This is a genomic window from Kineosporiaceae bacterium (genome assembly GCA_016713225.1).
GTDB lineage: Bacteria > Actinomycetota > Actinomycetes > Actinomycetales > Kineosporiaceae > JADJPO01.
Genome location: JADJPO010000011.1, coordinates 90,214 through 104,725 on the forward strand (window position 1 = coordinate 90,214; position 14,512 = coordinate 104,725).

General features: G+C 71.0%; 15 protein-coding genes. All 15 read right to left on the bottom strand.

Translation table 11 applies throughout. The features are described from left to right. Positions 1-9: 9 nt before the first annotated feature. Positions 10-825, bottom strand: coding sequence for a F0F1 ATP synthase subunit delta (locus IPK24_23115; GenBank protein ID MBK8078357.1), 816 nt, complete (start codon positions 823-825; stop codon positions 10-12). A 1-nt stretch (position 826) separates the two neighbouring features. After that, a complete protein-coding gene (locus IPK24_23120; GenBank protein MBK8078358.1) occupies positions 827-1,399 on the bottom strand; it encodes a F0F1 ATP synthase subunit B in 573 nt (190 codons plus the stop codon). Positions 1,400-1,437: 38 nt separating this feature from the next. Further along, a complete protein-coding gene (locus IPK24_23125) occupies positions 1,438-1,647 on the bottom strand; it encodes an ATP synthase F0 subunit C (GenBank protein ID MBK8078359.1) in 210 nt (69 codons plus the stop codon). Between the two features lie 111 nt (positions 1,648-1,758). Continuing rightward, positions 1,759-2,553, bottom strand: a complete 795-nt coding sequence (gene atpB / locus IPK24_23130; GenBank protein ID MBK8078360.1) for a F0F1 ATP synthase subunit A — start codon at positions 2,551-2,553, stop codon at positions 1,759-1,761. 8 nt (positions 2,554-2,561) lie between these two features. Further along, complete coding sequence (locus IPK24_23135; GenBank protein ID MBK8078361.1) at positions 2,562-2,819, bottom strand: AtpZ/AtpI family protein; 258 nt, start codon at positions 2,817-2,819, stop codon at positions 2,562-2,564. Between the two features lie 18 nt (positions 2,820-2,837). Continuing rightward, the gene (locus IPK24_23140; protein ID MBK8078362.1) at positions 2,838-3,356 is read right to left on the bottom strand and encodes a hypothetical protein; all 519 of its coding nucleotides are present in this window, start codon (positions 3,354-3,356) and stop codon (positions 2,838-2,840) included. A gap of 79 nt (positions 3,357-3,435) precedes the next feature. After that, positions 3,436-4,689, bottom strand: coding sequence for an undecaprenyl/decaprenyl-phosphate alpha-N-acetylglucosaminyl 1-phosphate transferase (locus IPK24_23145; GenBank protein MBK8078363.1), 1,254 nt, complete (start codon positions 4,687-4,689; stop codon positions 3,436-3,438). An 11-nt stretch (positions 4,690-4,700) separates the two neighbouring features. Continuing rightward, complete coding sequence (locus IPK24_23150; GenBank protein MBK8078364.1) at positions 4,701-5,351, bottom strand: threonylcarbamoyl-AMP synthase; 651 nt, start codon at positions 5,349-5,351, stop codon at positions 4,701-4,703. Positions 5,352-5,430: 79 nt separating this feature from the next. After that, the gene (gene prmC, locus IPK24_23155) at positions 5,431-6,366 is read right to left on the bottom strand and encodes a peptide chain release factor N(5)-glutamine methyltransferase (GenBank protein MBK8078365.1); all 936 of its coding nucleotides are present in this window, start codon (positions 6,364-6,366) and stop codon (positions 5,431-5,433) included. 2 nt (positions 6,367-6,368) lie between these two features. Next, positions 6,369-7,442: a peptide chain release factor 1 gene (gene prfA, locus IPK24_23160; GenBank protein ID MBK8078366.1), complete on the bottom strand. Its 1,074-nt coding sequence runs from the start codon at positions 7,440-7,442 to the stop codon at positions 6,369-6,371. 125 nt (positions 7,443-7,567) lie between these two features. Continuing rightward, a complete protein-coding gene (gene rpmE, locus IPK24_23165; GenBank protein ID MBK8078367.1) occupies positions 7,568-7,786 on the bottom strand; it encodes a 50S ribosomal protein L31 in 219 nt (72 codons plus the stop codon). A 401-nt stretch (positions 7,787-8,187) separates the two neighbouring features. Then, entirely contained in the window at positions 8,188-9,978 is a 1,791-nt protein-coding gene (rho, locus tag IPK24_23170) for a transcription termination factor Rho (protein ID MBK8078368.1), read from the bottom strand. Between the two features lie 361 nt (positions 9,979-10,339). Beyond that, positions 10,340-11,317 carry a homoserine kinase gene (locus tag IPK24_23175; protein ID MBK8078369.1) on the bottom strand — a complete coding sequence of 326 codons (978 nt, stop codon included), beginning with the start codon at positions 11,315-11,317 and terminating at the stop codon, positions 10,340-10,342. A gap of 22 nt (positions 11,318-11,339) precedes the next feature. Continuing rightward, positions 11,340-12,698 (bottom strand): homoserine dehydrogenase, encoded by a 1,359-nt coding sequence (locus IPK24_23180; GenBank protein MBK8078370.1) that lies wholly within the window; start codon positions 12,696-12,698, stop codon positions 11,340-11,342. Positions 12,699-12,837: 139 nt separating this feature from the next. Continuing rightward, positions 12,838-14,508, bottom strand: coding sequence for an arginine--tRNA ligase (locus IPK24_23185; protein MBK8078371.1), 1,671 nt, complete (start codon positions 14,506-14,508; stop codon positions 12,838-12,840). Positions 14,509-14,512: the final 4 nt, after the last annotated feature.

Consider the following 14,512-nt stretch of genomic DNA (forward strand, 5'->3'; position numbering starts at 1 on the left):
GGAGTTGCGTCAGCCGGCCAAGCGGCGTTGGGCATCCGCCAAGCGTCCGGCGACGGTGCCGTCCAGCACCTCACCGGCGATCTGCACCCGAATGCCGCCGACGACACTCGGATCGATGTCGACATTCAGCCGGACGGCGCGGCCGTAGATCTGCTGCAGGGCTGCGCCGAGCCGGTCACGCTGGGTCTCGGTCAACGGAAGCGCCACCACCACTTCGGCGACCAACTGGCGCCGACGTGCGGCTGCGGCGTCCACGTACGCCTCGAGCGCCCGCTCGGTGCGCAGGCCCCGAGGGTGCGAGGCGGCCTGAACGGCCAACCGCACCGTCTCGGGAGCAGCCCTGCCGCCGAGCAACGCTCGCACCAGGTCACCCTTGCGGGCGCTGCCCTCGGTGCGGGCCGAGAACGCGTCACGCAGGCCTTGGTCGCCACCGACGGTGCGGCCGAAGCGGAACAGCTCGTCCTCGACCGACTCGAGCCGACCGGCGCGCTCGGCCCCGGCCAGCACGGCCGAGACCGCCAGGGCCTCGACGGTGTCGGTGAGGTCGCCACCGGCCGACCAGCGCCCACGAACCAGCCCGGAGACCAGATCGATCGCGCTGCCCGAGATCTTGCCGCCGAACAGCTGCGCGACCAGACCTGCCTTGGCCTCGCCGTCCCGGGAGGGGTCGGTCAGCGCCCGGCGCAGGCCGGCACTGGACGCCAGGGCGCCAGTGACGCCGAACAAGTCCTCCGCGAGCGCGGCAGGGTCCACGCTGCCGGCGCGGAGCAGGGCTTCGACCTGCTCCTGCCCGGCGATCTGCGACGCCTTGCTCACGCCACGCATGTCAGACCTGCCCGCGGGTGCCGGCGCCGTTGGCGGAGGCCTCCAGCTCGGCGAGGAAGCGGTCGATCACGCCGCTGGCGCGGGCGTGGTCCTCGAGCGACTCCCCGACGATCTTGGACGCCAAGGTCGTGGCCATGGCCCCGACCTCGCCCCGCAACTGGACCACCGCCTGCTGGCGCTCGGCCTGGATCTGCTGCTGGGCAGCCGCGGTGATGCGATTGGCCTCGACCTGAGCCCGCTCGCGCATCTCGGCCAGGATCGCCGCGCCCTCGGCGCGGGCATCCTCACGGATCTTCTGGCCCTCCCCGCGGGCGTCGGCGAGCTGAGCCCGGTACTCCGCCAGGGCGGCGGCGGCCTCGGCCTGGGCCTGTTCGGCCTTGGCGATGCCGCCCTCGATGGCCGCCGTGCGTTCGGCGTAGACCTTCTCCAGGCGGGGCACGACCTTCTTCGCGACGATGACGTACAGGATCGCGAAGACGACGAGCCCGAAGATCAGCTCACCGTAGTGCGGCAGGATCGGCGCCTTGGTCGCGTTCCCCTCTGCGAGGGCCGAGGCAAGGTGTTGCACGCTCACTCCTCAGGTCTGATGTGGATCGGCTGTGGAGCGCCGTACTAGTCGGCGAAGACGAACGCCAGGGCGATACCGAAGATGGCCAGCGCCTCGGCCAGGGCGAAGCCCAGGATCGCGATGGGCTGCAGGAGGTTACGGGCCTCCGGCTGACGTGCCACACCGCTGACGTACGCGGCGAAGATCAGGCCGACACCGATGCCGGGGCCGATGGCCGACAGACCGTACCCGACGATGGCGAGGGAACCTCTCATGATCTCTCTCTCTTCTCCGTTGTGGCACCAGGGGGTCCCGGTGTCTCGAGTGGGTCGGTGCGCGGCGCCATCCGGCACCGGCCCGGGGTGGGGCGGTGGATCAGTGGGACATCAGTGGTCTTGCGCCAGCGAGCCGGCGATGTACAGCGCCGACAGCAGGGTGAACACGTAGGCCTGCAGGAACTCGACGAAGCCCTCGAAGAGCGTCATCACGAAACCACCGGCATACACGGCCACGCCGGTCGCCTTCATGCCCAGGCCGGTGTCACCGAAGAGCAGGTGCTCACCGCCCAGGGCACAGAGCAACAACAGGATGTGGCCGGCGAACATGTTGCCGAACAGACGCAGGGCGAGCGTGACCGGCCGGGTGAAGAAGTAGGTGACCAGTTCCAGGAAGAAGATCAGCGGCACGATCGCCTTCGGCAACCCGGGCGGCACCATGTGGCCGAAGTAGCCACCGACGCCCATCGAGCGCATCCCGACGACGTGGTAGACGACGAAGACCACCAGGGCCAGGCCGGCCGGGAAGCCGATCCGGCTCATCGTCGGGAACTGGAGGAACGGCGTGATGCCGAACAGGTTGTTGACCAGGATCAGCAGGAACATCGTGAACAGCAGCGGCACGAACTTCAGGAAGTCGTGGCTACCGATCACGTCCTTGGCGACGCCGTTGCGCACCATGCTGTAGACGCCCTCGGTCATCCACTGACCCTTGGTGGGCACCACGCTCAGCTTGCGGGTGGCGATCAACAACCAGGCGGCGATGACGACCAGCGAGATGGCCAGCAGCACCATGGGCCGCGTGATCGCCCAGTCACTGTCACCACCGATGAGCGGCTGCCAGAAGTCGGCGGGCCCGGGGGCCTCGAAGCCACCTTCCTCACTGGCTGCGAGTAGCAGGCTCACTCGTCTCCTCACTCCAGGTCATCGACGGCATCCGAGGAAGCCGACGGCGGGGGCCGGAGCGCACCGTACCGGAACCACACCAGGTAGAGAGCGAGGGCCATGCCGCCGCCGGACCCGAGGGCGGTGAACACCGGGAAGGTGTCACGCCATCGATCCAACAACCAGCCCAGCCCCCCGTACAGGAGTGGTCCGGAGATCAGGTGCGCCAGGACGGTCCACGCGGCAGCCTCACCCGATGCTCCGGGAGACTGGGCGTCGTCGTCCATCGGGTGAAACCCTATCAGTCACGCTCCGCCGATTGGACGAGGTCCCGACGGGTCGTCGGCGCTCTGATCAGCACGTTCCGGCACCTCGCGACCGGTGGTCGCATCGACGGACGGCGCTACCGGCGAGCCGAACGCGAGAATGCGCATTCGTGACATCGCGCGGATCTGACCGGCGATGGACGCCGAGGCACCGGCGAGCAGCGTCCATCCGGTGGCGGCGTGCGCCATCCACTCGGCCGGCAAGAGCAGCAGGTAGATCACCGCCAGGACGCCGACCAAGGTCAGGTATCCCCCGAAGGCTGCGGCCATCACCGCAGGTGGCGCCCAGTTTCCAGCCATGGCCAAGATCAGCGGTCCAGCCGCGAAGGACACCGCGGCGAGTACCGCACCGACCAGCGCACCGGACGCGTGGGCCGGCGAGACGAACGCCCCGATCACGGTGGCGATCACCCCGACCCCGGCCACCGGCACCAATGCAGAGCGCAGCAGGACGGCCCACGGCCGGTCGTGCTCGACCGCTCGGCGCGCACCCTCCATCACCGTGAACCTCCACCCGAAGAGCTTGTGAAATCAATCACGAGCGGCTTGTCGCAGGCCGGGACAATCCCGTGGCACATCACCGTGCGTGACCGCTCTGTTGAGGCGCCCGCGACGGTGGCGACGGCTGAGACGGGTGGGACGGCTGCCCGATCGGCGAGTGTTCCGGCGACTGTTGTCCGGTCCACTCGGTGACCGTGGACCCGTGGTTCCCGGTGGCGACGGCAGCGCTGCCCGGCCGGCCGCGCAGCGGGCCGAGCGTGATGCCCAGCGCCACGATGATCGCTCCTGCCCCCGCGGCCAGCGCCGTCAGCACCGGCACGAAGGCCATCAGCGCCACCCCGAAGGCAGCGATCGCCGTCCAGAGGTAGATGAGCAGCACCGCGCGCGCGTGACTGTGCCCCAGGCGCAACAACCGGTGATGCAGGTGGGACTTGTCCGGATGCCACGGCTTGCGCCCGGCCCGGGTGCGCCGCACCACGGCCATGCCCAGGTCGATCAGCGGGACGGCCAGCACCGCCAGCGGGATGACCAAGGGGAAGAAGGCCGGCGCTGCCAGGCGCACCGCGCCCGGGTCCACCCCCGTGATGGTCACCGTCGAGGAGGCCAGCAACAGGCCCAGCAGCATCGAGCCGGAGTCGCCCATGAACACCCGGGCGGGGTTGAAGTTGTGCGGCAGGAAGCCGACACAACACCCCACCATCGCCGCCGTGATCAGTGAGGCCAGCGAGGCGAAGGCGTAGCTGCGACTCGCCTCGGGCACGTTGGGCAGTTGATCCTTGGCCAGCAGGTAGGTGTAGCTGAAGAACGCGGTGCCCGCGATGCCGAGGATGCCCGCAGCCAGGCCGTCCAGACCGTCGACGAAGTTCACCGCATTGATGGTCACCACGATGATCAGCACCGTCAGCACGAACAGGGTGCCGAACGAGGGGATGGTCACCCCGAAGATCGGCAGGAAGACCAGCTGGACGCCCTTCCACGCCATCAACCCGGCGGCCAGGGCCTGGCCGGCGAGCTTGGTGATGGCGTCCAGGTCCCACACGTCGTCCGCGACCCCGAGCAGCACCACCACCAGTGCGCCCAACAACACCCCCCACGGCTCGCCCCCGACGAACAGCCGACCGAGGAACTCGGTGCGTGAGGCCACCAACAGCGCCGCGGCGAACCCGAGGAACATCGCCAACCCGCCCAGCCGAGGGATCGGCACCACGTGGACGTCGCGGTCGCGCACCGGGGTGATCGCGCCGATGCGCCGGGCCATCCGTCGCACGAACGGCGTGGTCAGGTACGTCACCGCCGCGGCGATCAAGAAGACATAGATGTAGATGCGCATCGCGAACGGCCCTACCCGGCGATCAGGTCAGGGACGACGGCGCGCAGGGTCTCGACGTCCAGCGCCCCCGCGCGCAACAGCCGGGGCGTCGCCTCGGTGACATCGACGATGGTGGAGGCCTCCGGACGGCTCAGGTGGCCGGCATCCAGGTAGACCTCGACCTCGTCGGCGAACGCCTCACGCACCTCGCCACAGGTCTGCGGCGGGCCGAGGGTCGACCCGGGAGCAGCGGCCCCGGTGACCGCCATCGGGCCGGTTTCGGCGAGCAGGCACAGTGCCAGCGGGTGCAGCGGCATTCGGACGGCGACCGTGCCGCCGGTGTCGCCCAGATCCCAGTCGAGCGTGGGCTGGGCGATGCAGAGCAGGGTGAGCGGCCCGGGCCAGAACGCGGCCACCAGGTCGCGCGCGGCCGGTGAGATCGAGGTGGCCACGCCGTCCAGGGTGCGAGCGTGCCCGATCAGGACCGGCGGCGGCTGGTGGCGACCGTGACCCTTCAGCGCGCGCAGCCGGGCGACCGACTCGGCCGAGAACGCGTCGCAGCCCAGGCCGTAGGCGCTGTCGACCGGAAACACCACCAGGTTGCCCTCGTGCACCGCGACAACGGCACGTTCGACGCCCCGGCGCCGGCCGGCGCTCTCGGAACAGTCGAAACGGTAGGCCACGAGCAGGAGTCTGCCACCGGAAGGCCCCCACCCCCGCATCGAGGACGCCGGGCCGGGCCCGATTCCCGGGGGCTGCTGATCAGCGGGGACGGCGGGCGCGCAGCACGCGATCGCGACCGGTGAGATCGGGCAGGGTGACGACCTCGTGCCAGGCCCCCACCACCAGGGCACGGGTGACGGCACCCTGGACGTCGGCGTGTTCCATCAGCAGCAGGCCACCGGGGCGCAACAGCGCCCGGGCCGTCTCGACCACCGCGGCGGGCACGGCCATGCCGTCGACACCACCGCCGAACAGCGCCAGCGCCGGGTCGTGGACGGCGACCTCCGGGTCGAGCGGCACGGCGTCGTCCGGGATGTAGGGCGGGTTGGAGACCACCACATCGACCCGGCCGACCAGGTCGGCGAGGACTCCCCCGGGGCCGCCGGCGCCGGCGACATCGCCATCACGCAGCTCGACCCGTTGCCCCGCAACGGGTCCCACGCCTCCACCGCTGTACTCGGCCACGTTGCGGGCGGCCCAGACCAGCGCGGCGGGGTCGAGTTCGAGGGCCACCACGCGGGCCTGGGGGGCCTCGTCCGCCACGGCCAGGGCGATCGCCGCCGAGCCGGTGCACAGGTCGACCACCAGCGGTTCGCCGTCCTGCGCCGCGGGCTCGCGAACCTCGTCGAGCTCGGCGAGCTCGTCGAGCACGGCCTGCACCAACACCTCGGTCTCGGGGCGGGGCACGAACACCCCCGGCCCGACGGCGAGCTCCAGCCGCCGGAACGGGGCGCGACCGGTCAGGTGCTGCAACGGCACCCGAGCCACGCGCTGGTCGAGCAAGTGGGTGAGAAACGCCAGCTGGGGAGGGTTCAGCCAGTCGCCGCGCACCGTCGCCGCGACCAGCTCGCCCCGACTGCACCTCAGCACCAGGGCTGCCAGCAGCTCGGCGTCCGCCCGAGGACTGGGCACCCCGGCCGCCGCCAGCCGTTGCTCGCCGAGCCGGATCGTCGTGGCCAGATCGGCCCGCGGCACGCTCACGCCTGCGCGCCGGCCAGTTTGGCGGCCTGGTCGGCGTCCAGACAGGACTGGATCACCGGCTCGAGCTCGCCGTCCAGCACGGCATCGAGGTTGTAGGCCTTGTATCCGGTGCGGTGATCGGCGATGCGGTTCTCGGGGTAGTTGTAGGTGCGGATCCGCTCGCTGCGATCGACGGTGCGCACCTGCGAGCGCCGGGCCGCCGACGCCTCGGCCTCAGCGGCCTCGGCCGCGGCGGCGTGCAGTCGGGCGCGCAGGATGCGTAGCGCCGACTCCTTGTTCTGCAACTGGCTCTTCTCGTTCTGGCACGACACGACGATGCCGCTGGGCAGGTGGGTGATCCGCACCGCGGAGTCGGTGGTGTTGACGCTCTGCCCACCCGGCCCGGAGGAGCGGTAGACGTCGATGCGCAGATCGTCGTCCCGGAGGTCGACCTCGACCGTCTCGACCTCGGGCAACACCAGGACGCCGGCCGCGCTGGTGTGGATGCGACCCTGCGACTCGGTGACCGGCACCCGCTGCACCCGGTGGACGCCGCCCTCGAACTTCAGGCGCGCGAACACCCCCTCACCCGGGGCCGGGTTGCCGCGGTAGGACACGGCGAGCGAGACGTCCTTGTAGCCGCCCAGCTCGCTCTCGGTCGCATCGATCACCTCGGTGCGCCACCCCTGGCGCTCGGCGTAGCGCAGGTACATCCGCAGCAGGTCACCGGCGAACAGCGCCGACTCGGCACCACCCTCGCCGGCCTTGACCTCGAGGATCACGTCGCGGTCGTCGTCCGGGTCACGCGGCAACAGCAGCGTGTGCAGCCGTTCGCGGGTGGCCTCCTCGGCCGCCTCGAGCGAGGGAACCTCGGCAGCCAGGGACTCGTCGAGCTCACCCAGTTCGCGGGCGGTGGCGGCGTCGTCCGCAGCAGCCCGCCAGGCACGATGCGCCTGGGTCACCGCGGTGAGCTCGGCGTAGCGCCGTCCCAGGGTGCGGGCCAGGGCCGCGTCGGCGTGCACCGACGGGTCGGCCAGCCGGGTCTCGATCTCGGCGTGCTCGGCCAGCAACGGCCCGACGGCGAGGCTCAGCGCGTCGTCCATCTGGGTCATCGCGGCACCTCTCTCTCACGCCCGGCTGCGGCTCGACACACGAGGGCGCCGACCGCTGCCACCCCGACGATCTCGGGACGGCGCGGCCGGCGCCTCGGGGTGATCTACTTGCCGCCCTGCTTCTTGCCGTAGCGCTGCTGGAACCGGGCCACGCGGCCACCGGTGTCCAGGATCTTCTGCTTGCCGGTGTAGAAGGGGTGGCACTGGCTGCAGACATCGGCGTGGATCACGCCGTTCTTGGCCGTGCTGTGGGTGGTGAACGTCGCGCCACAGGTGCAGGTCACCGTGGTCTCGACGTACTCCGGGTGGATGCCGCTCTTCATGGTGCTGTCTCCTCGGGTGTCATCGCCGCCGGGTCGTCCGCTGCGCGCAGTGGTGTGCTGCAGGCAGCTGCCACGCGGATACGTGGCGGGTCGTGAACCGGAGCCGCCGTCCAGTGTGCCAGACGTGCAGCGTGGCCAACGACGCGGTGCGGACGCGCATTCCCCACCCCCCCAAACGCCATGATCACCGTTGGATCGCAGTCTGCACCGGTCCAGGCGGAGCAAACTGCGATCCAACGGTGATCATGGGCGGTACGGGGGTTCTCAGCTGTGGCGCCGGATCCACAACCTGCTCATGCTCCGTAGGTGCCTGCTCATGCTCCGCAGGTGACGCCAGAAGCGTCACGTGCGGAGTATGAGCGCGTCACCTGCGGAGCATGAGCGGGTTTGTGGGGGTGTACTCAGTCGTCGTCGCGGCCAGGCACCGGGGTGGTCTTCTGTACCTGCATCAGGAACTCGGCGTTGCTCTTGGTGTCCTTCACCCGACCGAGCAGCAGCTCGATCGCGGCCTGCGGCTCCAGCGCACCCATCACCCGACGCAGCTTCCAGACGATGTTGAGCTCGTCGCGCGACATCAGGATCTCTTCGCGCCGGGTACCCGAGGCGTTGACGTCGACCGCCGGGAAGATGCGCTTGTCGGCCAGGTTGCGGCTCAGGCGCAGTTCCATGTTGCCGGTGCCCTTGAACTCCTCGAAGATCACCTCGTCCATCTTCGAGCCGGTCTCGACCAGTGCGGTGGCCAGGATGGTCAGCGATCCGCCGTTCTCGATGTTGCGCGCCGCACCGAAGAACCGCTTCGGCGGGTACAGCGCGCTGGAGTCGACACCGCCGGACAGGATGCGCCCGGATGCCGGGGCCGCCAGGTTGTAGGCGCGGCCCAGACGAGTGATCGAGTCGAGTAGGACGACGACGTCGTGGCCCAGCTCGACCAGGCGCTTGGCTCGTTCGATGGCCAGCTCGGCGACCGTGGTGTGGTCCTCGGCCGGGCGGTCGAAGGTCGAGGCGATGACCTCACCCTTGACCGTGCGCTGCATGTCGGTGACCTCTTCGGGCCGCTCGTCGACCAGCACGACCATGAGGTGGCACTCGGGGTTGTTGCGGGTGATCGCGTTGGCGATCGCCTGCAGGATCAGCGTCTTACCGGCCTTCGGCGGGGAGACGATCAGACCACGCTGCCCCTTGCCGATCGGGGCCACCAGATCGATGATCCGGTTGCTCATCTGGCTGGCGTCGGTCTCGAGCCGCAACCGCTCCTGCGGGTAGAGCGGGGTCAGCTTGCCGAATTCGGGGCGTGCCCGTCCCTCGTCAGGGCCGGCGCCGTTGACGGTGTCGAGGCGTACCAGGGCATTGAACTTCTGGCGGGTGGCCTCGCCCTCGCGCTGTGCCCGCACGGCACCGGTGATGGCGTCACCCTTGCGCAGGCCGTGCTTCTTGACCTGACCGAGCGAGACGTACACGTCGTTCGGCCCGGGCAGGTAACCAGAGGTGCGCAGGAAGGCGTAGTTGTCCAGGACATCGAGGATGCCGGCGACCGGAACCAGGACGTCGTCCTCGGTGATCTCGGTGTCGTCGACCATGCCCGGCCCACCGCCCGGGCCATCGGGACGCTGGCGGCGCTTGCGGTCGCGGTACCGGCCGCGACGACGCCGGCCACGACCCTCGCCGTCCTCGTCGTCCTCCTCGTGGCGGGTGCTCGGCGCGCCCTGGCTGCCATTCTGCTGAGCGGGCTGGCCCTGCTGCCGGTTCTGGCCCTCGCGCTGGGGGTCGCGCTGCCCCTCACGCTGGGTATCGCGCTGGCCGTCACGCTGCGGACGCCGCTCGCGCCGGCGAGCGCCGCCGTCGGCGGTCTCGGCAGTGGTCTCGCTCGTGCCGCTCTGGGCGGCACCGTTCTCGGTGTTGGCCGGCTGCCGGGACGTCGCGGTCCGGGACGGCGCCGCGTCCTCGCCGGGAGCGGCCGGCGGCGCGGTCTCGACCGCCGCCGCGGGGGCGACCTCGGCGGCGGGTGCACTCGCGGCACGGCTGGTTCGGGGTGCGCGCTGGGCGCGCTCGCCCTGCAACGGCAAGGATTGCTGTTGGGCACCGCCGCCGCCCTGGCGGGCGCGGATGGCCTCGAGCAGATCGGACTTGCGCATCCGCGCCGTCCCACTGATGCCGAGTTCTGCTGCTATCGCCTGGAGCTGGGGCAGCCGCAGAGCCGACAGGCTCCCGCTGCGACCCGACGCGGCAGAGCGCGCCTCGTCCGGGCTTGCGGCGATCTCGGTGATGTCGGTCACGTGTATCCCTTCCCCTCCCCACCGTCACAACGGATGAGGGAGCGGGTCGACGTCCGGGAGAGTCCCGGACCTACGAAAGGCCGCGCAAAGACGCATGGAGCGTTGGGAAGAGCGCGGTGATTTCAGCGGCTGGGGCTCTTGGTGAGAGCCACCGAGCGGCTGCGTACACACTGTAACACCGCCCTGCTGGCCCGGCGCCACCAGCCCACGCGGTGTCGCACCGTGCCCAGGACCGCTCGGATCGGCATCGGATCGGCATCGGATCGGCATCGGATCGGCGTCAGACCAGCACGGTGCCCGTGGTGTCGACCGGCAGCGACAGCACCAACCACTCGCCCACCCCACGGCCGACGCCGTCCGGGGTCTGAGCCAGGGCGTCCCGCACCGCAGACAGCGGCGCGTCGCCCTCGCCGAGGACCAGCAGGCTCGGCCCGGCCCCGGACACCACAGCGGCCACTCCCCGAGCTCGCACGGCCGCGAGCAGAGCGGCCGTCTGCGGCATCGCCGGCGCGCGCTGCTGCTGATGCAGCCGATCCTCCGTCGCAGCGAACAGCAGGTCGAGGCGATGACCGATGGCATGAGTCAACAACGCCGAGCGACCAGCGTTGAACGCAGCGTCAGAATGTGGAATCAGTTGCGGCAGCATGGCTCTCGCGCGCGAGGTGGCCAGTTCGACGTCCGGCACGCAGACCACTGCGCGTAGTTGAGACGCAACCGGAAGTGACACGGTGCGCGGGTGACCCGACTGATCGCCCCACGAGAGGGTGCACCCCCCGAACAAGGCCGCCGAGGCATTGTCGGGGTGGCCCTCGGCGGCGGTCGCCAACGCGAAGATCGCCTCGTCGTCCAGCAGGTGCGGTTCGGCGAGCAGGCCTCGGGCCAGCACCAGACCGACCGCGATGGCGGCGGCCGAGGATCCCAGCCCGCGCCCGTGCGGTATCGCGTTGTGACACGTCAGGTGCAGACCGGGCGCCGGGGCCGGCGCGCCGCCCGCCGCGACGGCGTGGGCCAGCCCGGCCCGCAGCGACCGGACCACCAGATGATCCTCGGTGAGCGGGACGGCGTCCTTGCCCTGGCCCGAGACCTCGACCCGCACCGTCGGCTCACCCGGCACCGGCCGGTAGGCCTCGACCGAGACCTCGTCGTGCAGGTCCAGGGCCAGCGCCATGCTGTCGAACCCGGGGCCGAGGTTGGCGCTGGAGGCCGGGGTCCGGGCGCGCACGGCGACCCCGTACCGGACGGCGGCGGCGTGGGGCAGGCCGCTGGTCACCGCTGCGCGCTCACTGCTCGACCCGCATCACACTCTGCACGCCCTCGACGATGTCCAGCGAGGCGAGCGCCTCGACGGTGGCGGCCAACGCGGCGTCCGGGGCGGTGTGGGTGACCACGACCAGAGCAGCGCGGCCGGCATGTGCGTCGAGCCCGTCGGCCACACCCTCGGCCGTACGGCCCAGCTGCTGCTGGCGCACGGTCTCGATCGAGACCTGGTGATCGGCGAAGACCTGCGCCACCGCCGCGAGCACCCCCGGGCGATCGGCCACGTCGAGGCTGATGTGATAGCGCGTGGGCACCTCGCCCATCGGGCGCACCGGCAGGTCGGCGTGGGCCGACTCCCCCGGCCCACGACCCCCGGCGACCCGGTTGCGCGCCACGCTGATCACATCACCCAGGACGGCGCTGGCGGTCGGTTGCCCCCCGGCCCCGCGGCCGTAGAACATCAGCTGCCCGGCGGCCTCGGACTCGACGAACACGGCGTTGTACGCCTCACGAACCCCACCCAGCGGGTGACTGCGCGGGATCATCGCCGGGTGAACGCGCACCGAAACCCCCTCGCGCACAACACCATCGGCATCGGCGGAGGAGGTCCGCTCGCAGATCGCGAGCAGCTTGACGACGGCCCCGAGCTGGTCGGCGCCCGCCACGTCGGCAGCGGTCACGCCCGTGATGCCCTCGCGATGCACGTCGGCCGCACTCACCCGGGTGTGGAAGGCCAAGCTGGCCAGGATCGCGGCCTTGGCAGCGGCGTCGAAGCCCTCGACATCGGCGGTCGGGTCGGCCTCGGCGTAGCCGAGCGCCTGTGCCTGGGCCACCGCCTCGGCGAAGGACATGCCCGAGGTGTCCATCTTGTCGAGCACGTAGTTGGTGGTGCCGTTGACGATGCCGAGCACCTTGTTGACCCGGTCACCGGCCAGCGACTCGCGCAGCGGGCGCAACAGCGGGATCGCCCCGGCCACCGCCGCCTCGAAGTACAGATCGACGCCGTGCTCGGCCGCGGCGGCGTACAGCGTCGGGCCGTCCTCGGCCAGCAGCACCTTGTTGGCCGTGACCACCCCTGCTCCGGCGGCCATGCCGGCCAGGATCAGGCTGCGGGCCGGCTCGATGCCGCCGATCACCTCGATCACGATGTCGGCGTCCTTGACCAGGGCGTCGGCGTCCGTCGTGAACAGCTCGGCCGGCACGTCCAGGCCGCGCCGGCGGCCGATGCGGCGCACGGCGATGCCGGACAGTTCCAGCCTCGCGCCCACGCGCCGGGAGAGCTCGTCAGCGTGCCGGGTGAGCAACCGAGCCACCTCGGTGCCGACCACGCCACAGCCGAGCAGCGCCACCTTGAGTGACTGCCCGCCGTCCTGACCGTTCACACTCACCAGTCCTCACCCTCGCCCGAGCGGCACCGGGCCGCGCACTGACACCTTACGGAAGCCGGACGCCGCACCCGACCGGGCACGTGACCGGGCACTCGACGTCGGGTTGCGGGTACCGGCTGCCACGCCGGGGCGTTCACATCCGGTCCGGTGCGCTGACCCCCAGCAGCCCCAGGCCGTTGGCCAGCACCGTACGCGTCGCCTCCGACAGCCACAGGCGGGTGCGGTGCACATCGGTGACCGCTTCCTCGGCACGCGGGGTGACCCGGCAGTTCTCGTACCAGCGATGCGACAAGCCGGCCAGTTCCTCCAGGTAGCGGGCCACCCGGTGGGGTTCGCGCAGTTCGGCGGCCTGGGTGATCACTCGCGAGAACTCCCCCAGGGCGGCCAGCAGCACCGCCTCGCTCTCGTGCTCGAGCAGCGCGGGGTCGAAGGCGTCCTCGCGGCGTACCCCGGCCTCGGCGGCGTTGCGCGCCACGGCGGCCAGGCGGGCATGGGCGTAGCGGACGTAGTGCACCGGGTTGTCGTTGGTGGCCCGGGTCAGCAGGTCGAGGTCGATGTCGATGCTGGAGTCGGCGGCCGAGCGCGCCAGGGCGTAGCGCGCGGCGTCCACCCCGACCGCGTCGACCAGGTCCTCCATCGTCACGACGGTGCCGGCCCGCTTGCTCATGCGCACCGGGACGCCGTCCTTGACCAGGTTCACCATCTGGCCGATCAGGATCTCGAGGTTCTCACCCGGGGTATCCCCGAACGCGGCGCACATCGCCATCATGCGGCCGATGTAGCCGTGGTGGTCGGCGCCCAGCATGATGATGACCCGGTCGAAGCCGCGCTCGCGCTTGTCCAGGTAGTAGGCGAGATCGCCTGCGATATAGGCGGTTTCGCCGTTTCCCTTGATGACCGGACGATCCTTGTCGTCGCCCAGGTCGGTGGTGCGCAGCCAGGTGGCGCCGTCCTGCTCGAAGATCCGGCCCAGGCCGCGCAGTCGGTCGATGGCCCGCTCCACCGCGCCCGAGGTGTAGAGGTCGTTCTCGTGGAAGTAGACGTCGAAGTCGACGCCGAAGTCGTGCAGGTCGGCCTTGATCTCCTCGAACATCTGCGCCACACCGTGCGCGCGGAACACCTCCTGAGCCGCGGCGTCGTCCAGCTCGCGCGGGTCGGGGTCCCCGGCGGCGGCCACCTCGGCCAGCACAGCCTGGGCGATCTCGGTGATGTAGTCGCCGCCGTAGCCGTCCTCGGGCACCGGCAGGCCGCGGGCAGCGGCGAGCAACGACCGGGCGAACCGGTCGATCTGGGCGCCGTGGTCGTTGAAGTAGTACTCCCGGGCCACTTCGGCGCCCACGGCCTGCAGGATGCGCGCCAGGCTGTCGCCGACCGCCGCCCATCGGGTACCGCCCAGGTGCAGCGGCCCGGTCGGGTTGGCCGAGACGAACTCCAGGTTCAGCTTCTGCCCCGCGAGCGTGGCGGTGCGCCCGTACGCGCCGCCGGCCTCGACGATGGTGCGGGCCAGTTCACCGGCGGCCGCGGCGTCCAGCACGATGTTCAGGAACCCCGGGCCGGCGACGTCCACGCTCTTGATGCCGGGCACCTCGCCCAGCCGGACGGCGAGCGCCGCAGCGACCTCACGCGGCGGGCGACCGGCCTGCTTGGCCAATTGCAGCGCGATGTTCGTGGCCCAGTCACCGTGCTCGCGCTGCCGGGGACGCTCCACGCGCACCTCGTCGGGGACGACGACGGTGAGCTCGCCCGCGGCGACCGCAGCGAGCAGGCAGGAACGGAGAGCGTCGGAGAGCTGGGCGGGATTCACCCGC